Consider the following 23,447-nt stretch of genomic DNA (forward strand, 5'->3'; position numbering starts at 1 on the left):
AGATCGCCATGGAAAAGATTCTAAACGCTTTAAAGGATATTCACGGTGTGGAGGGCAGCTTTGTGCTGAACACGGGCGGAGAACTGGTCTGCCGCCAGATGCCCGCCATCTTCGCTGACGAAATTTTCCCTGAACTCGGGCGCCGTTTGCTCAGTATTTACAGCACATTCGATCTGCAGGTGAGCCAGTTTGATGATTTGCTGCTGAAGTTCGATGGTTACTGGCTGTATATCCGGCGCGCCGCCCATGGTTTTCTCAGTATCCTGACGTCGGAGACGGTGAACTATCCGGCGTTGAAAATGGCCAGCAATCTGGCCCTTTCCCAGCTTGCGACGCAGATCACGACGGCCAAGCCGCTGCCGATGACGCCAGTTGCTCCGGCTCCCATGCCTGTGGCCGCGCCATCACCGGCTCCGGTTGCAGCACCTGCGCCTGCGCCCATCAAGATTGAGGCGCCCAAGCCGGTAACGAGCATTCACCGGCGTTTCTTCCGCGGCCAGCCGGTGGACTGATCATCAGTATCCTCGGTCTTTGAGGTTGTTGATAACCCTTGAGAAAATGGGCACGCAGGCGGTGTGCCCGCAGAAAATTTGACTGGTAGCGAGTGCTTCCAGTCATGCCGGACCCTAGAGACACATCGAAACCAAACTATGAAAATACTCAAACTGCTCTTATGTACAATGGCACTAGGGATGATTCCCTGGCTCGGAATGGCGGCAGATGCACCTCCGGCTGCTGAGACTGCGGCGGCGGTGACAAATGCTGTGGCTGCGGCCACTCCTGAAGCTCCTGCTGATCCCATCGCCGAACTCAAGACAGCGAGCGGTGCGTTGCGCGTCGCCATCGATACCCTTTGGGTGTTGCTGGCCGGTGCCTTGGTTTTCTTCATGAACACCGGCTTTGCATGCGTAGAGTCAGGCATGTGCCAGCAGAAGAACACGGTGAACATCCTGGCCAAGAACTTCGTTGTCTTCGCCTGCGCCTCGTTGTCCTTCTACGCCATCGGGTGGGGATTGATGTTCGGTGATGGCAATCCGTTCATGGGAACGAAAGGGCTTTTCTTCCTGAGTGGTGCGGACAACAGTCCGGCGACCTTGACGGATTACAAGGGCGACTACTCTTCGATTGGCTGGTCGGGTGTGCCTTTGCTGGCGAAGTTCTTCTTCCAGCTTGTGTTCGCCGGCACGGCGGCCACGATCGTTTCCGGTGTGGTGGCCGAGCGTATCAAGTTCAACTCGTTCGTGGTGTTCAGCTTCGTCCTTGTGGCATTCATGTATCCCATCACCGGTCACTGGATCTGGGGTGGCGGTTTCCTCGGTGCTCCGGGAGAAGGCAAGACTGGTTTCTATGATTTCGCCGGTTCCACGGTGGTTCACTCAGTCGGTGGCTGGGCGGCACTTGCCGGTGCCATTGTCCTCGGACCGCGACGCGGCAAGTTCACGGAAGATGGCAAGGTGCATCCTTTCCCGGGGCACAGTCTGGCGCTCTCCACGTTGGGTGTGTTCATCCTCTGGCTGGGCTGGTTCGGCTTCAACCCCGGTTCCGTGATGGGCATGGGCGACGGTTCAGCGGTGGCTCACGTGTTTGTGACGACCAATTCCGCGGCAGTTGCCGGCATCATCACATCCATGCTCACAGCGTGGATACTCCTCGGCAAACCTGACCTGACGATGGTGCTGAACGGCTGTCTGGCCGGCTTGGTGGCCATCACGGCTCCGTGTGCATTCGTCACCGTGCCTGCGGCCATCCTGATCGGCGCGGTCGCCGGTGTGCTGGTGGTGGTTTCGGTGCTGTTCTTCGACAAGATCAAGATTGATGATCCGGTGGGTGCTCTCTCCGTTCACTTGGTGAACGGCATCTGGGGCACGTTGGCGCTTGGTCTGCTGGCAGACAATGCCACCTCCAAGGCTGTTGCTGCCTTCGATGTCACGGGCGGTATGACGCAGTTGGGCGTGCAGCTCAAGGGTGTGGTCGCCGTCGGCGCCTTCACCTTCATCGTATCCTTCATTGTCTGGTACCTCATCAAGGCGGTCATGGGCGTCCGTGTGTCACCTGAGGAGGAACAGGAAGGTCTGGATATCGGCGAACATGGCAACGAGGCCTATCCGAACTTCGTGATGAACAACCCGAAGTAATCCGAAAGGGACTGGATCATGAAAAAGATCGAAGCAATCATCAAACCCTTCAAACTGGACGAAGTGAAGGAAGCTCTCTCCACCATCGGCGTGCAGGGCATGACGGTCACCGAAGTCAAAGGCTTCGGCCGCCAGAAGGGGCACACAGAGATCTACCGCGGGTCTGAATACACCGTGGAGTTTCTGCCCAAGATCAAACTCGAAGTCGTGCTGGCTGACAGCATGATCGCCGCCGCTGTAGAAGCGATCGTGAAAGCCGCCAAGACCGGGAAGATTGGTGATGGCAAGGTGTTCGTGATGCCCATCGACGATATCGTGCGCATCCGCACGGATGAGAAGGGTGAGCAGGCTGTTTAAGTTTGGTTAAGTGAATGCACAAAGGCCCGGACTGATGTCCGGGCCTTTTTTATTTTTGGAGTTTGGAAAAATCCCCGCCTATCATGGGCGGAAATGAAACACAGCGGACATATCGCTATTCTCGGCGCGGGCAATATGGGAACTGCCTTGGGCCATCTGCTGGCGAGCAATGGCCATGAAGTCGTGCTGTGGGATTTTTTTACGGAAGTGGTGGAGGAAATCAATTTACGCCATCGCAACAGCCGTTATCTGGATGGTGTGGAACTCAGTAAAAGGATTCGTGCGACTTCTTCGCGGATTGAGTGTGTCCAAGATGCGGCGATGTTGGTCCTCGCCATGCCTTCGGCTTTTATTGTGGATGCATTGCTGGAGGTGAAACCGGTTCTCTCTTCGAAAATACCCGTGATCAGTGCCGCCAAAGGGGTGTTGCGTGATACGCATGAACCTATCTCGGAGAAAATTGCTGAGGTGGTGGCTTCAGATCAACTGACCATTCTTGGCGGACCCGCGATTGCCAATGAATTTTCTCGAGGTATGGCGACGGCGGTGATGCTGGCCTCGGTATCATCAGAACAGTGTGCGCTATGGCAGGGTGCGTTGCAGAATGATTTCTTCCGCACTTTGCCGACGCAAGATGTGACAGGGGTGTATCTGGGCGGCATCTTGAAAAACGTCTATGCCATCCTCTTGGGATATCTGGATGCGTTGGGCGGCGGGAAGAATCTGGAAGCGGCAGTGTTGAATGCGGCGCTGCGTGAAATGGCGATGCTGGCGATCGCTAAGAGTGCGCAGCGCGAAACTATTTACGGGCTGGCTGGATTGGGCGATTTGGTCGCTACTGGTTTCTCAAAAGACAGCCACAATCGCGGCTATGGCTGGAAGCTGGGATCGAATTCAGGTTTGTCTGAAACCAAGCTTTTGCCGGAAGGTGCTTGGGCAGTTCACTCCGTTTGCCTATGGGCGAATGAAGCAAAAGTGGAGGTGCCGCTGGCGTGCTTGGTCAAAGAGATCGTGGAAGGCAAACGACCGGGTTTGGCCGAGGCGCTCCGATTCATTTAGCACGTTCTGCTTAACGAAATCAGTGCTTTGATTCCGCCGGACCGCTTTCGATGTGCACGCGCTGATCGCCTTCGCCGAGCTTGCGCTTAAAGAGGCCGGTGACCATCTGATAGCATTGGAGAGCGAGCGCGGGATCGTAGCGGTGACCTTCATCGCGCAGGAAGGCGTGCTGGCCGTTGAATTCGTGCCAGGTGAAATGGATGCCCGCCTTCAACATGGATTGATAGATGAGCGCCCGGCCCTCATCCGGCACATGCGGGTCTTGGCGGCCCCAGATCATCATCATCTCGCCGCGCACTTCCTTCATGCGGTCGATGGTGTCGTCCTTCATGCCTTGACCGAGGCTGCGTTTATGGATGTCCGTAGCGTAGAAGCAGACCGTCGCTTGCACATCGGGATTCAACGCCGCGCGAAAGGCGAGGTGACCGCCGATGCAGATGCCCATCACGCCGAGATTGCCGGTGCAATGCGGATTCGCGAGCAACGCATCCAAGGCGCAGCGTGCATCAGCATCGTAGCCTGACAACGGCTTGGTGATCTTCAATTCATTGCCGCGATTCGCGCCTGCTTGGTCGTAAGGCAGAACTGTTCCAGCAGGCTCGAACTCATGATAGATCTCCGGCACGGCCACGACGAAGCCGTGTCCCGCGAGAATGGCTGCGGTGCGACGGATCGGCCCCGTTACTTGAAAGATTTCTGAGTAGAGCAAAATGCCCGGGTAACGGCCTGGTGCAGCCGGGCGGAAGATGTAGGTGCGCATCGGCCCGGTGGGCGTGATCACGTCCTCTAACTCGTTCTCGATGATCGTCATGGTGTCTCCAGCTTGGTGTGTTTTTGGCGGATTGGCTGGCAGCAACTTAAGTAACCGTCTCTCTACAGCGGGTCAACGTTTCAGTGGTTTTTACTGCGGTTTTGATGAGATTTTCGAGAGATTAAACTTTTCTTGCTCTCGATGGCCGCCATGTGGCCTTAGAGGGGGTGGCCGTTCGTCTTACGCTGCTACGTGTCGTGCCTGACGCTTCGGGCCGGTGAGCTTTTCACGCGATGGCGTGGGATGCTTTTCTTCGGAGAGATAGGGGCGCAGGAATTCTGGTTTATCTTTGCGACCGGCGCGTTGGAAGTCATGCCAGAGCGAGAGGGCCACGGCTTCAATCGGCATGGCTCGCACGGTGGTGAGGAACTCGAAGAGGAACTCCATCAAACGGGGCAGGGCGATCTGGTTCGTGCGGCCGACGCGTTGATACAGCCACTCGGTCCATTCGAGGAATGCGTGGAAGGCGGAGGGTTGCTCGTGCCAGATGAGCGGGGTGGTTTCGACGAAGTTACCACTGTTGCCCACGAGATCCCAGAAGCGGGCGAAGCGGCGCATCTTCTGCATCGTGGCGAAATCGAGGTCGCGATTCTGCAAGATCTCATACGGCGTCTGCGCGCTGTAGAGCATCGTGAACTCTTTATCGTGTCGTACGATGGGTGTGCCGCGTAGACGTTTCAGGATGCCCACTTGGATTTCTTGCGGCTTCAACGCGATGAGGCGATCGAAGCCTGCGGCGAAGCTCGCGAGCGTTTCACCGGGCAGACCCACGATGAGATCCGCGTGAATATGCACGCCGGTATGCTCGCGCAGATAGCGGAAGTTATCCGCCATCTTGTTGAAGTCCTGACGGCGGCTGATGTTCTTGCCGACTTCGGGATTGAAGGTCTGGATGCCGACTTCGAGTTGCACGCCACCGGGCGGGAACTTCGCGATGAGTTCGCGCAAGGCTTCGGGCAGGCGATCCGGCACCATCTCGAAATGGACGAAGAGGTCCGGCTGCCAGCGATCGAGGAAGAATTGGAGGATTGCCTTGCTGATGTTCAGGTTCAGGTTGAACGTGCGGTCCACGAACTTGAACTGCTTCAGCCCGCGATCTAGCAGCTTCTGGCACTCGGCGAGAATGGCTTCCAACGGCACTTGTCGCACGGGGATATCGAGTGAGGACAGGCAGAATTCACAGGTGAAGGGGCATCCGCGTGAAGCCTCTATGTAAACGATGCGATGGGCGACGTCATCTTTGTTGTAGAGCTCATAGGGCAGCTTGATCTGGCTGAAATCGGGCAGGGGAGCGGCGATGATCTTTGACGCGGGGCGTTCGCCGTTCACGAGCTTGCGGCAGAGCTTGGCGAATTCCAGATCAGCCTCGCCGGTGATGACATAATCCGCCAGCGCGACGATCTCCTGGCCTTCCGTCTCGTAGCTCACCTCGGGTCCGCCCAGCACGATGATGAGGTCTGGGCGGATGCGTTTCAGCGTGGAGATGACCTCGCGCGTCTGCACGGTGTTCCAGATATACACGCCGAAGCCGATGATCTGCAGATTCCGCGCCAGCAAGACCTCCGCGATGTCCAAGGCGCGCTGGTTGATATCGAACTCCACCAGACACGTACGCGCTTGCAGCTCACCCATATTGGCCAGCAGATAGCGCAGGCCAAAGGCAGCATGAATGTACTTCGCATTAAGCGTGGTCAGGACAATGTCGGTCATGACAGGACAGACAACATAGACGATTCAGAGGTGGAGGAGAATAGGGAAAATAACTGAGGTTAAATGATGGCTATTGCCTTCAGCTATATATTTTATCACCGTTGAATATCATGAAAGCCGAGGATTTTGGCCAAAATACAGCAGCGATACTGAAATTTAAGGAACACTTGGGGTCGTTACCTTGGTTTTCACGGATTGAAACTTCATGCACAGATGAAGAGAAGGTCGAACGCGTTAAACTGGAGTTTTTACTGGATCGTCCTGTTGCTCCTTGGGGAGATGTCATGATTGATGCGGAAACCAAAATTGAGCGGCGCATCATGGATTCTGGCAGATTGGTGCAGCAGCATCGATTGCAGAATTGGTTTGTTACGCCTTGGAGTTCTGCTCAAGTAAGTAAGGTTATGGATGTTTTATTGGAAAGGTATCCAGAGTATTACAAGGATACGTTCAGCTATGCGTATGAACGGATTGAATTTCCTGAACGATTTGTCCGGTATGCATATTTTGAATTGCTGGTAGATGACATATTTCCTCGCATAACATTCTTTCGCGATCAGCTACCTTGGTTTGAAAAGGGTTTTTGGCCCTGCGGATGGAAAGGGTGTTATCCTGAGGGGCGTCTGATTTTGCTTTGATGGGTTAGTCTGATTTTATCCCGGAGGGATAAAAGCTTGTAGCCGGTGGTTTCGCGAGGGCCGAGCGACACCACCGGACAAAGTTTCGAAAAGAGCTGCACCCCGGAGGGGTGCTAGCAAAAAGACGCTACATAAACCCTCAATCTAAATACTGCTCGTCGAATTCCACTCCAGCCTGTTTCAAAACTTCAACCAATTCTTCTCGAAACGATTTGGTCTGATGATGCTTCTCTTGGTTCGCGATATACGACTGCACTGATTCTCGGGCTGTAGGACTCACAGTGAACGCAGCATAACCTTCTTGCCATTGGAATTGCCGTTCAAGGCTTCTATCAGTTACCCAAAGGGATGAAGATTTCTTCAAGTCACGCATGAAGTCGGAGAGACAATGCGTTGGTTTGAGTGCAACGAGGAGATGAACGTGATCGGACACGCCGCCGACACCTTGAGGTGTTCCACCCAAGCCACGAACAGTACCGCCGAGGTATTCATGGAGTTTGTCGCGCCATTCTTTGGTGATGAAAGGTTCGCGGTTTTTGGTGGCGAAGATGAGGTGGTAATGAAAGCTGGTGTGGGTGGATGGCATATCTGTTCTTTTGCTGGCACCCCTCCGGGGTGCATTTCTTTTTTGATTGGTTACCGGTGGTGTCGCTCGTGCCTCGCGAAACCACCGGCTACATGCTGTAAAGCCTCCGGCTTTGGGAAAAGGGCTTTTCGTTGCGTTGTTTAATCTTAAATCATTGGGCATTGCTCATTCCTTCGTCATTCGGATTTGGTCATTCGTCATTAACACCGAGGACGAAGGACGACGACGAGTACGAGGACGATTTACTACGTCCTAAACAACACCGATTCCCGTTTGAACGCCTGCACTGCGCCGTAGAGCGCTACGCACGCATACGCGCAGCTGGAGAGGAAGGTGAGGGCGATGAGGCCCCAGTTGAAGTTCGCGGTGAGGACGTCTTTGCAGACCAGGCTCACGTTCAGGATGGGGACGAGTGCGAGTTTTGTGCTGAGGTCGAAGCCCGGCAACGTGGCCGCCACCGCCGGGATGATCACAAGGACCATCATGGGGGAGATGTAGGTCTGCGCTTCCTTGAACGTGCGGGCGAAGGTGCCGACGGCGATGAGCAGCGCGGAGAAGAACACCGCCAGCGGCAGCAGCATGATGAGCACCCACACGACACTCAGCGGGCTGACCTGAAACGCCATGAGCGGTGAGGCCTGTGGTCCCAAGCCTTTCAAGGCATTCATGGGTAGCGAGAAGGTGATGGCGAACGAGGTCACCGAGAGCAGCGTGGTGATGAGGGACACGGTGACGACGAGGAGGAACTTGCCGGCCACCAGATCATGGCGGCTGATGGGCGTGACGAGAATCGTCTCCATGGTGCCGCGTTCTTTTTCACCGGCAGTGACATCGATCGCGGGGGTCACGGCGCCGACGAAGCAGAGGAAGATGATCATGTAAGGGATCAAGCCGCCGAGGATGGAGCCGGTGACTTTCTCAGGTGGTGCGACGTTTTCCACATCGGTCTTGAAGGGTTTCAAGGTTTCGTGGGAGAGGCCTTTTTCGGCGAGGCGGGTGCCGACGACTTTATCGGAGTAATCGCGCAGCATGGCTTGCAATTGTCTCACGGCCACTTGGGACCGCACTTCGCCTTCGTAGCTGTAGATCTTCACGTGCGGGGCGTTTGTGCCGCCTTGCTTCAGGGCTTCTTCAAAGCCCGGAGGGAACTCGATGGCGGCGCGGAGCCGTTTATCGCCGATGCGTTGGCGATAGTCTTCCGTGGATTTCTCGATCTTGATGCCGGGGGCGCGCTCCAGATTCTTCGCGAGCGTGGGCGCGTGTTCCTGGCCGAAGACCATGATGCTGACGGTTTCTTTGTTCAGGCTCTTCATGGCTTTTGCGGCCACGGTGCCGAAGCCGATGGTCATGAGCGGGAAGAGCAGCAGCGGCACGATGACGGAGGAGATCAGCGTGCGCTTGTCGCGCAGGGTATCGAGCAGCTCCTTGAAATAAACGGTGCGGATGTTGTGCCAGTTCATACCTTGCCCTCCACACATTGGACGAAAATCTCTTCGAGGTCCGTCAGCCCCGTGCGTGTCTTCAATTCCGTGATGGTGCCTTCCACCAGCAGCTTCCCGTGATGGATGATGCCGATGTGGTCGCACAAGCGCTCCACCTCGCTCATGATGTGGCTGGAGAAGATGACGGTCTTGCCGCGCTCACGGCATTGCTTGATGAAGCCCACGATGGTGCGCGCGGTCATGAGGTCGAGGCCGTGCGTGGGTTCATCGAAGATCATCACTTGCGGGTCATGGACCAAGGTGCGGGCGATGGACACGCGTTGCTTCTGGCCGGTGGAGAGTTTATCGCAGCGGCGATCGGCGAATTCTTCAATCTCCAGGAGCTTCACGAGTTCAGCCACGCGATTCTTGAGCACGTTCGAGCTAAGGCCGTTGAGCTTGCCGAAGTATTCGATCGTCTCTTTCGCCGAGAGCCGGGCATAGAGCGCCGTGGCCGTGGAGAGGAAACCGATGTTCGCCCGGACCTTCTCCGGGTCCTTTGCGATGTCGAAACCGGCGACTTGGGCAGTGCCTTCGGTGGGCTTGAGCAGAGTGGCGAGGGTGCGGAGGGTTGTGGTCTTGCCAGCGCCATTGGCCCCGAGCAAACCATAGATTTGCCCCGGCTCACACCGGAAGCTAACACCATCCACCGCCCGGAAGGTTCCGCGCTTGGGGTCCTTGAACGTCTTGGCCAATCCTTGGGCTACAATCATGTTTCAGGAGGCACGTTATCGCTAAAAGGAGATAAAAACGAGCTTTTTCTGATTTTCACTATGAACGGGGCACCACAATAGGTTGTGTAATTGTGAATAACTTCCCGCTATCCATGGTGGTTTTTCCCTTGCGGGAATCCGGGAATGGCGTTTCATAGCAAGTGCCATGTACCTCAAGAATCTAACGGTCCTCGGGTTCAAGTCGTTCGCCGACAAGACGTCGCTGAACTTTCTGCCGGGCATCACGGCCATCGTGGGGCCTAACGGCTGCGGCAAGTCCAATGTGGCCGATGCCATCCGCTGGGTGCTGGGCGAGCAATCCGCCAAGGCGCTGCGCGGTGGTGAGATGGCGGACGTCATTTTCAACGGCACGGACAGCCGGAAGCCGCTCGGTATGGCGGAGGTGTCCCTGACCATCGGTGACGTGGATAAGGACCAGCTCCGGGCGGCCGGGGTGGAGATGGATTACAACGAGGTGACGGTGACCCGTCGGGTGTTCCGCGATGGTGGCAGCGAGTATTTCATCAACAAGACGAGTTGCCGTCTCAAAGACATCCAGCAGCTTTTCATGGGCACGGGTGTCGGGCGCACGAGCTACTCGATCATGGCGCAGGGCAACATCACCCAGATCTTGTCCAGCAAGCCGGAAGATCGTCGCATGGTCTTCGAGGAAGCTGCGGGCATCACGAAATTCAAGACGCAGAAGAAGGAAGCGCTGCGCAAGCTGGAGCATACGGACCAAAACCTCCTGCGCGTGGAAGACCTCATCAAAGAGGTGAAGCGCCAGATCGGCTCGCTGCAACGGCAGGCGGGCAAGGCGCGTCGCTACAAGCAGATCATGGTGGAGCTGCAACATCTGGATACGCAGCTCGCGCGGCATAATTTCGACGTCCTGCAAAACGAGATCACGGAACGCGATGAACGGTTGCGCCTGATCACGGTGGAAATCGAATCCTCCAGCTCCGGTGTGAATCGTGCGGAAGATGAATTGACGCAGTTGCGTGCGCGTCTCGCGGAACTGGAGCAAGAGATCAGCCTTTCACAACAACGCGGTTTGGAACTCAAAGGCCAGATTGATCGTCACGAGAGCCGCATCCATTTCAATGAAGAGCGGTTGCGTGAATTGGAGAACCAGAATGCGAAAGCGTTGGGTGATATCGCGCAAGCGGAAGAGCGTCGATTGATCTCCGAGCAGGAATTGAACAGCGTTACGCAACGTCTCGCGGAGACGGAAGTGAAGCTGGCGGAGCACAAGCAGACGCTGGAATCGCGCCGCGAATCGTTGCATGGCGTGGAGCAGGAGTTGATGGGCAAGCAGGAGGATATCCGCCGTAATCAGTCGGAATTGTTCTCGGCGGCGCAGGAGCTCAGCCGTGTGCGCAACCAGATCAACCAGCTCGATCTGCAGAAGCAGGGCAACATCGTGCGCCTGGAGAAATTGCACTCGGAGAAGGTGCAATTGGAAGAAGAGCGCACGCGTCTGGAAGCGCGTTTGGCGGAGTTCTCAGCGAATGCGGAAGCGGACAAGCTGAACATCCAAGTGCAGCGCGGTACGGTGGAAGAGCGGCAGGCGCGCTTGAAGGAAATCCAGCAGGAGCTGTCGCAGACTTCGCAGCAGCTTGATGGTTTGGTGCGGCAGCAGGCGGAGAAGCGTTCACGTTTGAACGTGCTGGAGCAGCTTGAGGAATCGCACGAAGGTTTCAGCGGCGGTGCGCAGGCGGCCTTGAAGCAATCGCAAGCGGTACTGGGTTCCTTGGCGGACAAGATCCGGGTGCCGGACCAATACATCAAGGCGGTGGAAACGGTTCTCGGCCAAAACCTGCAACTGGTTTTGACGGAGCAGCCGGAAGCGGCAGTACAGATCCTCGCGGACCTGAGCAATAATAAGAAGGGCAAGGCGAGCATCGCGGCGGTGAGCTTGTTGCAAGGACGGGCTTCGGCGGTAGTTGAACCGACGACTTTCACGGTGGGCACGACCTCGGTGCTGTCCATCATGGAGGTGGAGGAAGCGTTTAAGCCGTTGCTCGAATGTCTCGTAGGTCGTACGTTGATCGTCGATGACCTGAATCTGGCGACGACGGCTTATCGTGAGTGCAACGGGCGTCATGATTTTGTGACGATGACGGGTGAGTTGCTGAATGCGTATGGCGTTTATAACGGCGGCCAGACGAACGGCAACAATAACGGCAAGGCGCCGTCATCTATCCTCGGTCGTAAGAACCAGATCGCGGAATTGAAGGGGCAGCTCGCGCAGTTGCAGGAGCAGGTGAACGAGTTCAGCCGTCAACGCGGTGCGTTGCAGAGCGAGCAGACGACTTTGCAGGCGAGCTTGCAGGAAGCGCAGACGCAGTTGCGCACGCAGGAAGTTGCCATCGCGAGCCGTGAGGGTGAGTTCCGTGCGTTGCAGAATTCCATGCGCGTCTTGCTGCAAAAGACGGACACGGTGGGGTACGAGATTGATAATCTTTCCAATTCAGATCGCGAAGGAGCGGAGAAGCGTGAGGCGATGGCGGCGCGGATCGGGGAATTGGAACATCGCGAGGCGTCCTTGCAGGCGCAGCTCGCGGATATGAATTATGGCCTCGAGGGTCTGCGTCAGCAGCGTGATGTGGCGAATGCCGCATTGACCGAGGCGAAGGTCGCGATGGCGACGGATGAACAGATGCTCGCTTCCTTCCGCAATCAAGTGCGGCCTTTGCAGCAGCGCATCTCGGAGATGCAGCATCTGGCGGACACGCGCCGGAATGAGATGGGTTCCTTCCTGCAACGCAAGGAGCAGGCTGAGGTGGAGATCGCCGAGTCGCGTCAGCGTATCGAAGCGTTGCAGCATGAGCGCGCGCAGGTGAACGATCAGACCACGGAACTGGTGGGCGATCGCGACAAGCTGAACGTGGATATCGATGACCGCGAAGGCACGTTGCGGGATCAGCGTCAGCGCGTGGGTGTGTTGCAATCACAGAAGGGCACTATCGAAGTCGAGCTCGCGCAAAAAGGCATGGCGGTGCAGAACCTGCGTGAGCGCGTGCAGCAGAAGTATCAGTTGAATCTGGACGATATCCGCAGCGAATGCATCACAATCACGGACGCGAGCGAAGGCACGCCGAAGATCGAGACGCTCACACCGGAAGAGATGGCTTCACGCGGCATGGCGACGGATTGGAACCAAGTATCCGAGCAGGTTTCGATGCTGCAGAAGCGGGTGGATGAGATGGGGCCGGTGAACTTGGTGGCCATCGAGGAATACGAGGAGACGGAGCAGCGTTATCAATTCCTCACCACGCAGCACGACGATCTCGTGAATGCGAAGACGGAGTTGATGGATGTGATCAATCGCATCAACACGCAGACGCGCGAGATGTTCATCACCACGTTCAACCAGATCCGCGATAACTTCCGCGTGATGTTCACGGAGATCTTCGGCGGTGGTAAGGCGGACCTGGTGCTGGCGGATGAGGCGAATGTGCTGGAGAGCGGTATCGACATCGTGGCGCGTCCTCCGGGCAAGCAGCTCCAGAGCATCACGCTGCTGTCCGGTGGTGAGCAGACGATGACGGCGGTTTCTTTGCTCTTCTCCATCTACCAGGTGAAGCCGAGTCCGTTCTGCGTGCTGGACGAGTTGGACGCGCCGCTGGACGAATCCAACATCAACCGCTTCCTGCGTGTGCTGAAGCGGTTCCTGGATCAATCCCAGTTCGTGATCATCACGCATAACAAGCGCACGATCGGTATCGCGGATGTGCTCTACGGTGTGACGATGCAAGAGCAGGGCGTGAGCCGCATCGTGAGCGTGAAGTTCCACAAGGCGGATGAAGCCGCGAATGCGAATGGTGCTGCGGCGCCGGAGCAGGGCAAGCCGCTGGTGCCGCCGCCAGTCGGAGGAACCGTGAATGCGCAGGAGGATGCGTTGCATAAGCGGGAGGAGACGCTGGAGCTGGCGGAGTCGAAGTAGTTTGAGTTTAACAAATGCAAAAGGCCGCGCTTATGAGCGCGGCCTTTTTTTTACTCTGAGTACAAAACGACCAGATGGACGAGGTGGCTGGCGGAGTAAGCGAAAAACGCGAACAGGGAAAATCGCCACGGAGACACGAAGGACACAAAGAAGGTAATGGCCGCTGAAATCATCGCGCCCATTCTTTCGTCCCTCCGGGACTTGCTCCTCTCTTCTCTCATAACAATGGTGGGCTATTTTCTTCCGCCCTCCGGGCTGAAATGGCACGCACCGGGGCGGCCGCACTTGACGCACCAGTTTTTAATCAAAGCCACCAATTATGGGGCGTATCCCCCGATGCGCCCCAACTAGTTGCTCTGGGCAGGTGGAGCTTGCAGTCTGGTCATGACGCTCCTATAGTTTTGCCATCGTCTGGCTGACCTTCATAGCCGAGGCGCACTAATTTTAAGGAGAGAAAATGAAAAATATCGCTAAGATCACTGTATTGTTGGCCCTGATTGTGGGGGCAGGTTTAAGTTTGGCCGCTGAGCCTATCAACGGGGCTTTCGGTATCAAATTGGGCGATGTTTTGGACACTTCTGGGGTGGTGAATAAAACTGTCGCGACCGGTGGAGCGGTGAAGTATGAGGTCAAAGCAGTTTCACCGCATAAATCTTTCCAGACTTATGAGGTGGAGGTCACGGCGGGCACAAAGAAAATCCATACGATCACGGCCACGGGAAGATATCCGGGCAAGGACGCCGCGATGGGGGTCTTTAACACAGTGAAGGCGGAGCTTGAGAAAATGTATGGTCCGGCCAAGACGAACCGGCGGGAGGGGGCGGCGTTCTTTGCATCGGAACAGAAGACGGTCTCGCTCCTGGTCAATGAGACACGGGCGGCGGTGGCCTTTCTGGTGCTGACTTGCAAGGATGATAGTTTAACGCCGTTGGCCGAGAAGGAGGCGCCGGCACCAACGCCTGCACCGGTGGCCACACCTGCTCCCGCAGTGGCTGCGACCGGGGAGATCGAAGGGGCATTTGGGCTTAAGTTTGGTGAGGTCTTTAATCCCACCAAAGCGCTTGCGACCGCGAAAACGACCTCGGGAGAAGTAATGTATAAGGTGAAGCCGCCGACACCGAATGCTTACTTCGACACTTATCTGATCATGATCACGCCCGATACGAAGAGGATATTTGAGATCTGGGCGATGGGTCCGGTGCCCAGTGAATCGGAAGGCAAGATCCGGCGGGATTCGCTGGTGAAAGCGATCGAGGCGAAATACCAGACGAAGAAGAACCTGTTCGATTCGGAGTTCGCGCGCATGATGATACAGGGAGACAAGACGGTGACGGTAAAAACTTCACGCCAGCTATCTGGGGCGGGCTATCAACTGGAGCTGAGGTATAAGGATGGCGCGCTGGCCAAGGAGGGCAGGGGTGAAGCGGTGGATCGTAATATCAAGAACGTGGATAACAAAGGGTTGTGATCCACAACGGTGGTGGGTGGAATTGGCCCGCTTGAGAGCGGTTCAAAAATTACTGTAGCCGATTGTCTGGGGAGCGAAGCGGGCAGTCTTTTTGGGGGCTGGCGTCTTTTCGGCTCTGGCAGAGGGTCTTGGGAAGCTGCTCCTTCGCGAAAGCCTCGCCAGAACTCAAAAATCCGCGCCCCCTATCCGTCACATTTTTTTTGAAACGCTCTAAAAAGCGAAACTGGGAAGGAAATGGAAAAGGTTTTTCAACCGAATGGGAGCAGGCGAATGGAGGGGAAAAGTGGAGAGGGGAAACGCGAGTTACATCGATTGGGTTTTCTGGATGTTCTTGCGTGGGAAAAGGTTGGGTTTTTGATGTAAATTTTAGCGAAAAGTGGTGGTTTTCTTGAGAGATTTGTGAGATAAATGTAGATGCTGGCAGCTCGCTGCTGGTAAAGGAGAGGCTGAAAGGGAGTCTCAGGTTTCTGGTCTAATGTTTCAGGTCAGAGACGGGAAAACCCAGATAATCCTCACGCCATTGGTTCGTTGGAATCGTTTTGGCAATCCTTATGGAGCCATCATCAGATGATGGGTGTGAGTGAGAACCTTCGGGTGAGCCTTGACGAAAAAGGTCAGGGCTCGTCGGGAGCCTCGCCCTACCAATCTCTGGTAGGATATGTGGGTGTATCGGGTGTTGGATCGGGGCTCGTAAGCTGGAGGGGGAACGGGACGTCGGTGGGCGTAGGATTTTATGACCCACGGGGGAATCTCTAGTACTCACTGCGGAACCAGCCGGGTTCAGGACAGCGCCAGAGTCTGGCCTCCCTATGAGGAGGAGCCGTAGGCCAGATACAGCCACAGGGGTCGGGTGGTTTCATTGCTCTTTGACATAATTTCCTTTTAAGGAAATGCAGGGCCGAAGTTCGGCTTCCGGGTGGGAGGTGAACGCTGGGTGATTTTATATCGCTGGGCGCGCTCACTCCTCACCCCGGCCCTCTCCTCATTAAGAGGAGAGGGAGAAGAAGCGTCGTGCTTCGGCGGAAGGTGGGTGGTGTTTTCGCGAGTGCCTTGACGAAAAGAGTTAGGGCGGCGGAGCACCACCGCCCTACCAGGCTAACTGCGTTTCTTTGTGGAGTGGCTGGCGAGGGTCGGATCCGGGAGGTGTGGACTGGTGGCTAGAGTGCCGCAGAACAGGATGCTATCGCGGAGTGTCACATTGAACGGACGAGATGGGAAGGCTACTCAGGGGAACGTATGAATTATGAAGTATGAGGTATGAGAAGGTAAGCCCGTTGGTAGGCCGGTATCTTTTCGGACGTTGCTTGGTCCGGGATGATACCGGTTAACCGGGGCGCCTCCTGACGTGGTCGTCGATGAAGGCAGTGTCAGGAGGCGTCCTGAGGAAGTGATGAGTGGCTGATCACGGTTTCATCTTAGCGCGGGCGCCTTCCACGATGCGGCTCCAGTCGAAGGCTGGGCCGGGGTCGGTCTTGTTCTTCTGGATGTGGTAGTGGCCGATGAGGCCTTGGTAGGCTTCGAGTTTTTCTTCGGATAAGACGCCGGGGATGAGCTGGCCTTTTTCGTCACGCGGGTAATCGCATTTCATCTTTGGGAAGATTTTGCAGAGGGTGGCGGTGAGGCGGATGAGGGCGTCGTATTGTTCATTTGTCAGATCGTATTGATAGAGCTTGGTGCCTTGGACGATGCCGAAGACGGGTTCGTTGCGGGCTGGGCGGCCGATGAAGTTTTTCGTGAGCACGCCGCCATCGCCCAAGCGTTCGGGAATGCTGATGTAGGTTTTGCCTTCGGCATCTTGCTTATACCACGAGAGGAGGGCGCTGTTCGTTGGGGAGGTGTAGGCGCCCATGTTCGCGATCTCGATGCCGATGCTGCGGGTGTTCGAAGTGGTGGCGTGCCAGGCGCGTTCCTTGAGGTCGAGCGTCTGGTAGATGGTGCCATCGATGTCCAGCATGAAATGCACGCTCAAGCAGCGGTTATCGTGCATCACGCGGAAGCATTGACGGCAGGTGCCAGCGACATCGTAGTGATAGACGAACTGGTCCACCTTATCTTGCAAGAGTTTCAAATCCCAACCACCGCCACGGACGCGTTCGATCTCGGCATCGGTCAGACCGGCTTTGCGGAGACCGTAGCGGTTCGGGGAAGTGAGGGCGGCGACGGCGACCTTGGAGGTTTCCCAGGAGGATTGATCGAAGGGGGCGAAGCGGCGTTCCACGCGGTAGGCGTCGTAACCGTTCGGGTCCATCCAGGTAACCACCTTCGTGCCGGTGTGGAAGAGCTGGCCGGCTACTATGATCTCATCGCCAGTGCGTTTGAGCGGGGTGCCGGAACGTTTGGGCAGAGCGCAGCCGGAAAGGAAAAGTGGGAGCACGAGTGCCAGTAGGCAAAGGCGGAACGTGGCGGCGTAATTCATCTGGGCGTCATGATGGGGACAAGAGGCGGGGAGAGGCAAGCCGCTGTGTATCTGTTTTAACGGCACTGTCCAAAGAGGGTGGGGAAACGAGGGAATCCGGTACCCCTCTCCCCCTCCGAGCTCCGACAGAGTCGCGAGTTCAGGCGAAGGTGATTCAGTGTTATCTTGCTTTCCTCATCCAATGATATTTCGGTGCTGTGATTCGATGAGTTTAAGAAATCCGCTTTTGTGTTTTTTTGCGAAACGAGGCATGATGTCTTCATGCACTTGATCACTGACGAGCGTTGCACAGGCTACGAATCCTATGGGCATCCGGAACGTCCGGCACGGATCACGGATACTTTGACCAAGTTGCGCGGGCAGGAGGAACTGAAGCTCACGTGGGATAAGCCGGTAACGGTCGAGGATAAGGTCATCACGCTGGCGCACACGGAGGCGCATCTGAAACGCATCACAGAAGCGCTCTATGATTTCGATGGGGATACGCTGGCGCATAAGGGCATTGAGCAACATGCGCGGCGATCGGTGGGTGGGGCTTTGCGGGGATTGGAACTGGCGCAGAAGGGTGAGAAATCTTTCAGCCTGTTGCGTCCGCCGGGACATCACGCCACGCAGGACAAGGCGATGGGATTTTGTTACTTCAACCAGATCGCCATCGCGGCGTTGCAGGCGCAGAAGCAAGGGGTGAAGAAGGTGGCGGTGTATGATTTCGATGTGCATCACGGCAATGGCACGGAAGCGATCTTGCTGGGGAAACCGAACACGGCCTTCTACTCCATCCATCAGCATCCGTGCTATCCGGGAACGGGCACGAAGAATGTGGGAGACAATTGCTTCAACTATCCCGTAGCTCCAGATACTCCGCGTGAGCAGTGGAAGAAAGTGCTGAGCAAAGCGCTCGAAGACATGGGCAAGTTCAAGCCGGACTTGGTCTGTGTGTCTGCCGGATTTGATGCTTATGTGCATGATCCTTTAGCCCAAGGCACTTTGGAGGTGGATGATTTTTATTGGATGGGCGAGAGCATCCGCAAGCTGGGCATTCCGACGTTCAGTGTGTTGGAGGGAGGTTATAGCCGGGATTTGCCGAATCTGATCTTTGCTTACCTGAAGGGGATTGAGGGGAAGTGATAAACCACAGAATACGCGGAATACACAGAGGGGGAAAGAAGACACGAATTGCACGGATTGGCACGAATTGAGGTGCAGATCACGGATTTACGGAAGGCACTGAGGAGGAGTTTTGCAGAAGGGAGCGAAGGACGCTAAGAGGGAGGGTTTCGACTGAATCGGGATAGCCTGGTGAAGAGTGAATTTCCGGTCTGCAAGTGACCTGAAATAACCCCTTTTCAGGCGTCCGCTCCTCGCGTAGCTTACCGCGCTCTAGTTTTACGGCTTATGCCGAGTGTTTACATCAAGACTTACGGTTGCCAGATGAACGAGCGGGATAGCGAAGCGGTCGCGGCCCAGCTCGTGGCGAAGGGCTATACTCTCGCGCCGAGTGAATCGGTGGCGGATGTCATCCTGCTGAATACGTGCAGCGTGCGCGATCAGGCCGAGCAAAAGGCCATCGGCAAGATGTATAACGTGGTGGCCGAGACGCGCCGCCGTAATGCGAATGTGGTGCTGGGCTTCATGGGCTGCATGGCGCAGAGTCGTGGCAAGGAATTGATCGATCGCCTGCCGGATGTGGATTTGGTGCTGGGCACGCAGAAGTTTCATCGGGCGGCAGAATACATTGATGATCTGATTGCGGGTCGCCGCGAGAAGGTCGTGGATACGGAAGCGGAGAAGGGCAGTGAGGCGACCATCCGTGAGCATATCCTGGCGGGAAACACGGATGAAAAGCAGGTGATGTCTTTCGTGAGCATCATGCAGGGCTGCAATCAGTATTGCACCTTCTGCATCGTGCCTTACACCCGCGGCATAGAACGCAGCCGCACGATTCCGGATATCGTCGCTGAGTGCCGTGAACTCGTGGCACGAGGGGCGAAGGAAATCACATTGCTCGGGCAGATCGTGACGAGCTACGGCAAGCGCGATTATCCGGTGAAGGATGGCAAGAGCGCGTTCGTGCAACTCATCGAGGCAGTGCATGAGATCGAAGGGCTAGAGCGCATCCGCTTCACGTCACCGCATCCGAAGGGTTATGGCGATGACTTGGTGGAGGCTTATGGACGACTGCCGAAGTTGGTGGAGAGCGCGCACATTCCGTTGCAGAGCGGCAGTGATCGCGTACTGAAGCTCATGCATCGCGGTTATACGCGTGAACGTTTTCTCACGATTTTGAAGAAGCTGCGTGAGGTGAAGCCGGAGATGGGCATCACGACGGATATCATCGTGGGTTTTCCGGGTGAGACGGAGGAGGATTTTCAGGAGACGATGTCGGCGGTGCGTGAAGCGCAGTTCGATAACGCTTATTGCTTCAAGTATTCGCAGCGCAAGGACACGCCAGCAGCGGCGATGCCGGAGCAGTTGTCCGAAGAGGTCATTGAGGATCGTCATGCGCGGTTGTTGAGCTTGGTGAATGAGATCGGTGCGGCGCGTTATGCGGAGTATGTCGGGCGCACGGAGCAGATTCTTGTGCTGGGACCGAGCCGTCGCAATGCCGCGACGCTGGAAGGGCGCACGCGGAATAATCGCATCGTGATCTTTGAAGGCGATCAGCGCCACATCGGTCAGCTCATGGATGTGAGGGTGGAACGGAGCGGTCTCTTCACGCTCTACGGGAATCCGGCCATCATCAATCTGGACGAATAGATAAGGGATGAAACTTTCCACACTTTCAATTCTGCTGGGTCTTGGGATGGCGTTGCCGCAAGTGTATGCGCTCTCGAATCCCAAAGGTTTCACCACGCAGATGCGAGCGTTTCCGCGGTCCATCATGTGGGGATATCTGCTGATGGCTTTGGCGACGGGATGGTTTCTCTACAATGTGAATGCGGAGGAGATCGCGGACTTCGCGAATATCAAGCGCGGGTTGATGTTTGCGTTCGGTGCGATCGGTATTGGCACTTGCCTTTACGTCACGGATTTTCTCGCGATTCGCGGCATGGCGTTGCTCATGATGCTGCTGGCGAAGACGATCGTGGATACGGCGCGCTGGCATGAATCGGACTGGCGCTTGGTGCTGATCACATGGGCTTACGCGATGGTGGTGGGCGGCATATGGCTGACGATCTCGCCGTGGCGCGCGCGGGATTTCATCGAGTGGGGGACGGCTGATCAGAAGCGATTGAAGATTTTGAGCGGAGTCCGACTGGCGTTCGGGGGTTTATTAGTGGTGTTGGGTTTGGTGGTGTTCAAATAATTGGAGCGCCGATCTCCGAATCGGCGAGAGGTATGAATGTTATCGAGCCGGGTCGGAGACCGGCGTTCCAAGTATGCCGCGCAATCAAATCCTAGTCATACGCGGTGGGGCGATTGGTGATTTCATCGTGACGCTTCCGGTGTTTGCGGCGTTGAGGGAGATGTTTCCTGGAACGCGGATTGAAACGGTGGCTTATTCAGGCGTGGCGCAATTGGCTTTGGAAGCGGGATTGATCGATGGTTTTCGTTTGATTGAGAGTCGCCAGTTCGCGGGGTTCTTCGCCGGGAAAGGGGATTTAGATCGGGATTGGTCCACCTACTTCAACCAGTTCGGTATCATCATCAGCTATCTCTACGATCCGGACGAAAATCTGCAGACCAATATCAAGCGGGTGAGCGAGGCGCAGTTCATCCAAGGGCCGCATCGACCGGATGAAGCGCAAGCTATCCACGCAACGGATGCTTTGCTGAAGCCGTTGGAACGTCTTGCGATTTTTGGTGCAGATGCGGTGCCGAAGTTGGAGATCAAATCTGGCGAAGTGATTCCAAAAGCCTGTGGGGAAAAGTGGTTGGCTATTCATCCCGGTAGCGGTAGTGAGCGAAAGAACTGGCCGTTGGCATCGTGGGTGGAGCTTGTGCAAAAACTGTTGGCAGAAAGTTCGTGGAAAATTCTGGTGATCGGCGGTGAAGCAGATGGAGTGAAGCTGGACGCCATCCAGAAACTTCTGCCGATAGAGCGGGGGATGATAATGCGTGGTGTGCCCTTGGCTTCTGTGGCTCAAGCGTTGCGGCAGTGCGATCGGTATCTGGGGCACGATTCAGGCATCAGCCATCTAGCGGGTGCGGTGGGATTACCCAGCGTATTGTTGTGGGGACCATCGAATCAAAAGATTTGGGGGCCACGAAATGACAGGACAAAAGTCATTTCGGCAGGTGCGAATTTGGAGGCGTTGCCACTGGAGACGGTGTGGAATGCGTTACACAAAGAAAACCTGATTTAGTGCCAGAGACACGCTTGAAGGTAGATAGTATGGGTGTTTGTCTTTTAGGGGTTCACATCTCGAGCGGGAGCGCTAATTCGCTCATCGGCCAATATCCAAGCCACCCAGATCGGGCAGTGCCGACGGTACTTTTGAGAAGTTTTCGGGACACGCATTCTGCTTTGCTTTTTGGAAGTAAAATTTGTGAAAAAATTTCATGACAATCCTGAAAAAAGGATTGCGAGGGGGTGGAAAAGGATACTATTCGTAGTATGTAATTTTTACGCGACACACAATTAGTAGTGTGTCCATTGTCGGCAAGTGCTTACAGCTTGGGCTGGAAGATGATAGGGAACCGGGTGAAAATCCCGGGTGGTGGCGCCGCTGTATCGAGTGACGACTGTCCCCGCCAGAAATGGCAGCCAAAAGGTCTTTTTTGAGGCTTTTAAGGTGGGATGGAAGGACGACCTCGGAGCCAGAAGACCTGCTTGCCGACACTCATCGGGCCAGCCTACGGGCAGGCGACAGTCGCGCCAACGACTGGATGGGGGAATCGGGCTGGCCGTAAGCCATCGCGCGGGGCGTGATGCGGGCACCTGTCGTCCTCCGGTAGATAAGAGATAAATGCAGGCTGCCTTGGCGGGTGGTGTGCTGAGATTTACCGGTGAGCCGAGAGGTTCACGAGCCAGTCCCATGATCAAAGACCTTTCGTTTGAGACCGATGACATTTCGGCTTCTGAGCAGGACGCCCACGTCGTCTATCAGTTCCGCAACAAGACCTTCCGCCTGAACAAGACGAAGGCGCGTGAGCGTCTGAACGGTAAGAAGGTTATCAACGGCCTGAAGACGGCCGAACTGAACGTCCTGCCGCTCAAGTATCCCGAGGCCTACCGCATCTATAAGCAGATGAAGGCCAATCACTGGGAGCCGGACGTGATCGACATGTCCAAGGACGCTCATCAGTGGAACACGGGCGCGCTTACTCCCAAGGAACGCTGGATCATCGAGATGGGCGTGGGCTATTTCTCAGCGGCAGAAGGCATCGTGGGTGATTCTGTGCTGCACGTCATCGAGGACAACCTGACGGCGGCGGAGTTGAAGCATGCTTCCCTGCGTCAGATCGCCGAAGAGAGCATCCACATGGATTCACTCCTGCACATCATCGGCAGCTTGAACGTGGACCTGGATGAAGTGACGGCGAAGTTCAACGACATCCCGAGCATCCAGCGAAAGAATGCCTACATCACGCGGCAGATGCCGGAATTGAAGATGGGCATCGACCTGACCGTGACGGCGAACAAGCAGAAGTTCGCGAAAGCCATCTTCGGCATCTCGCAAGTGATGGAAGGGACGCAGTTCTACGCGCTCTTCGCGATGATCCTGTCCCTGCATCGTCAGAACAAGATGACGGGCATCGGCCAGATGTTCCAATACACCTTGCGCGATGAGTCGAACCACATCGCCTTGGGCCGCTACATTTTGACAGAACTGATCGAAGAGAATCAGGACATCTGGACTCCTGAATTCCGTGCTGAACTCGTCGAGTTCATGCGCGAAGGCGTGGAGTTGGAAAAGGAATTCGTGCGTGATTGCCTGCCGGAAGACCAAGTGGGCTTGAAGCAATCTGACTTCATCAATTACGTGGATTACAACGCGGACCGCCGTCTGGCTTCCTTGGGCTTGCCGACGTTGTCCAACGTGAAGACGAATCCGTTCGGCTGGCTGGATGAGGTGATCTTCCTGCGCAAGGAAAAGAACTTCTTCGAGACGCGCGTGACGGAGTATCAGACGAGCGGCAGCGTGAAGAACTCGACGGAAGACGATCTGGTTTAAGGAAA

18 protein-coding genes and 1 riboswitch are annotated in these 23,447 nt (G+C 56.0%); of the genes, 12 read left to right on the forward strand and 6 right to left on the reverse strand.

Features of this window, described 5'->3' with window-relative positions; genetic code table 11:
* Positions 1–8: 8 nt before the first annotated feature.
* The 4 genes from VGH19_00775 (at position 9) to VGH19_00790 (ending at position 3,551) form a co-directional block, all read left to right on the forward strand.
* Positions 9–512 carry a hypothetical protein gene (locus VGH19_00775; GenBank protein HEY1169874.1) on the forward strand — a complete coding sequence of 168 codons (504 nt, stop codon included), beginning with the start codon at positions 9–11 and terminating at the stop codon, positions 510–512.
* Positions 513–692: 180 nt separating this feature from the next.
* The gene (amt, locus tag VGH19_00780) at positions 693–2,135 is read left to right on the forward strand and encodes an ammonium transporter (GenBank protein HEY1169875.1); all 1,443 of its coding nucleotides are present in this window, start codon (positions 693–695) and stop codon (positions 2,133–2,135) included.
* Between the two features lie 18 nt (positions 2,136–2,153).
* Positions 2,154–2,492, forward strand: a complete 339-nt coding sequence (locus VGH19_00785) for a P-II family nitrogen regulator (protein ID HEY1169876.1) — start codon at positions 2,154–2,156, stop codon at positions 2,490–2,492.
* Positions 2,493–2,585: 93 nt separating this feature from the next.
* On the forward strand, positions 2,586–3,551 hold the full coding sequence (locus VGH19_00790) for an NAD(P)H-dependent glycerol-3-phosphate dehydrogenase (GenBank protein HEY1169877.1): 966 nt from the start codon (positions 2,586–2,588) through the stop codon (positions 3,549–3,551).
* A gap of 19 nt (positions 3,552–3,570) precedes the next feature.
* Here VGH19_00790 and VGH19_00795 read toward each other — a convergent pair whose 3' ends face one another.
* Together VGH19_00795 and VGH19_00800 are read right to left on the reverse strand one after the other, a co-directional pair.
* On the reverse strand, positions 3,571–4,362 hold the full coding sequence (locus VGH19_00795; protein HEY1169878.1) for a dienelactone hydrolase family protein: 792 nt from the start codon (positions 4,360–4,362) through the stop codon (positions 3,571–3,573).
* A gap of 180 nt (positions 4,363–4,542) precedes the next feature.
* Positions 4,543–6,072 (reverse strand): DUF4080 domain-containing protein, encoded by a 1,530-nt coding sequence (locus tag VGH19_00800; protein ID HEY1169879.1) that lies wholly within the window; start codon positions 6,070–6,072, stop codon positions 4,543–4,545.
* Between the two features lie 110 nt (positions 6,073–6,182).
* On the opposite strand from VGH19_00800, the gene VGH19_00805 reads away from it, so the two are divergent.
* The gene (locus tag VGH19_00805) at positions 6,183–6,710 is read left to right on the forward strand and encodes a hypothetical protein (GenBank protein ID HEY1169880.1); all 528 of its coding nucleotides are present in this window, start codon (positions 6,183–6,185) and stop codon (positions 6,708–6,710) included.
* A 139-nt stretch (positions 6,711–6,849) separates the two neighbouring features.
* On the opposite strand, the gene tnpA is transcribed toward VGH19_00805, so the two are convergent.
* The 3 genes from tnpA to VGH19_00820 form a co-directional block, all read right to left on the reverse strand.
* Positions 6,850–7,296: an IS200/IS605 family transposase gene (tnpA, locus tag VGH19_00810; protein ID HEY1169881.1), complete on the reverse strand. Its 447-nt coding sequence runs from the start codon at positions 7,294–7,296 to the stop codon at positions 6,850–6,852.
* A gap of 245 nt (positions 7,297–7,541) precedes the next feature.
* Positions 7,542–8,756 carry an ABC transporter permease gene (locus tag VGH19_00815; GenBank protein ID HEY1169882.1) on the reverse strand — a complete coding sequence of 405 codons (1,215 nt, stop codon included), beginning with the start codon at positions 8,754–8,756 and terminating at the stop codon, positions 7,542–7,544.
* Entirely contained in the window at positions 8,753–9,490 is a 738-nt protein-coding gene (locus VGH19_00820; protein ID HEY1169883.1) for an ATP-binding cassette domain-containing protein, read from the reverse strand. The genes VGH19_00815 and VGH19_00820 overlap by 4 nt, the downstream gene beginning before the upstream one ends.
* 166 nt (positions 9,491–9,656) lie before the next feature.
* Here VGH19_00820 and smc point away from each other — a divergent pair, with 166 nt between their 5' ends.
* Both smc and VGH19_00830 read left to right on the forward strand, forming a co-directional pair.
* Entirely contained in the window at positions 9,657–13,439 is a 3,783-nt protein-coding gene (gene smc / locus VGH19_00825; GenBank protein HEY1169884.1) for a chromosome segregation protein SMC, read from the forward strand.
* A 457-nt stretch (positions 13,440–13,896) separates the two neighbouring features.
* Complete coding sequence (locus VGH19_00830) at positions 13,897–14,907, forward strand: hypothetical protein (protein ID HEY1169885.1); 1,011 nt, start codon at positions 13,897–13,899, stop codon at positions 14,905–14,907.
* Between the two features lie 1,402 nt (positions 14,908–16,309).
* Here VGH19_00830 and VGH19_00835 read toward each other — a convergent pair.
* A complete protein-coding gene (locus VGH19_00835) occupies positions 16,310–17,323 on the reverse strand; it encodes a peptidoglycan recognition family protein (GenBank protein ID HEY1169886.1) in 1,014 nt (337 codons plus the stop codon).
* 261 nt (positions 17,324–17,584) lie between these two features.
* Between VGH19_00835 and VGH19_00840 the strand changes: the two genes are divergently transcribed.
* From VGH19_00840 to VGH19_00860, 5 genes are all read left to right on the forward strand, one after another.
* Entirely contained in the window at positions 17,585–18,451 is an 867-nt protein-coding gene (locus VGH19_00840) for a histone deacetylase (GenBank protein HEY1169887.1), read from the forward strand.
* Between the two features lie 267 nt (positions 18,452–18,718).
* On the forward strand, positions 18,719–20,080 hold the full coding sequence (miaB, locus tag VGH19_00845; protein ID HEY1169888.1) for a tRNA (N6-isopentenyl adenosine(37)-C2)-methylthiotransferase MiaB: 1,362 nt from the start codon (positions 18,719–18,721) through the stop codon (positions 20,078–20,080).
* 7 nt (positions 20,081–20,087) lie between these two features.
* Entirely contained in the window at positions 20,088–20,630 is a 543-nt protein-coding gene (locus VGH19_00850) for a hypothetical protein (GenBank protein ID HEY1169889.1), read from the forward strand.
* Between the two features lie 73 nt (positions 20,631–20,703).
* Positions 20,704–21,630 (forward strand): glycosyltransferase family 9 protein, encoded by a 927-nt coding sequence (locus VGH19_00855; GenBank protein HEY1169890.1) that lies wholly within the window; start codon positions 20,704–20,706, stop codon positions 21,628–21,630.
* A gap of 281 nt (positions 21,631–21,911) precedes the next feature.
* Positions 21,912–22,116: riboswitch (cobalamin riboswitch) on the forward strand.
* Between the two features lie 186 nt (positions 22,117–22,302).
* On the forward strand, positions 22,303–23,442 hold the full coding sequence (locus tag VGH19_00860) for a ribonucleotide-diphosphate reductase subunit beta (protein HEY1169891.1): 1,140 nt from the start codon (positions 22,303–22,305) through the stop codon (positions 23,440–23,442).
* Positions 23,443–23,447: the final 5 nt, after the last annotated feature.

This window comes from Verrucomicrobiia bacterium (assembly GCA_036405135.1).
Lineage (GTDB): Bacteria > Verrucomicrobiota > Verrucomicrobiia > Limisphaerales > JAEYXS01 > JAEYXS01.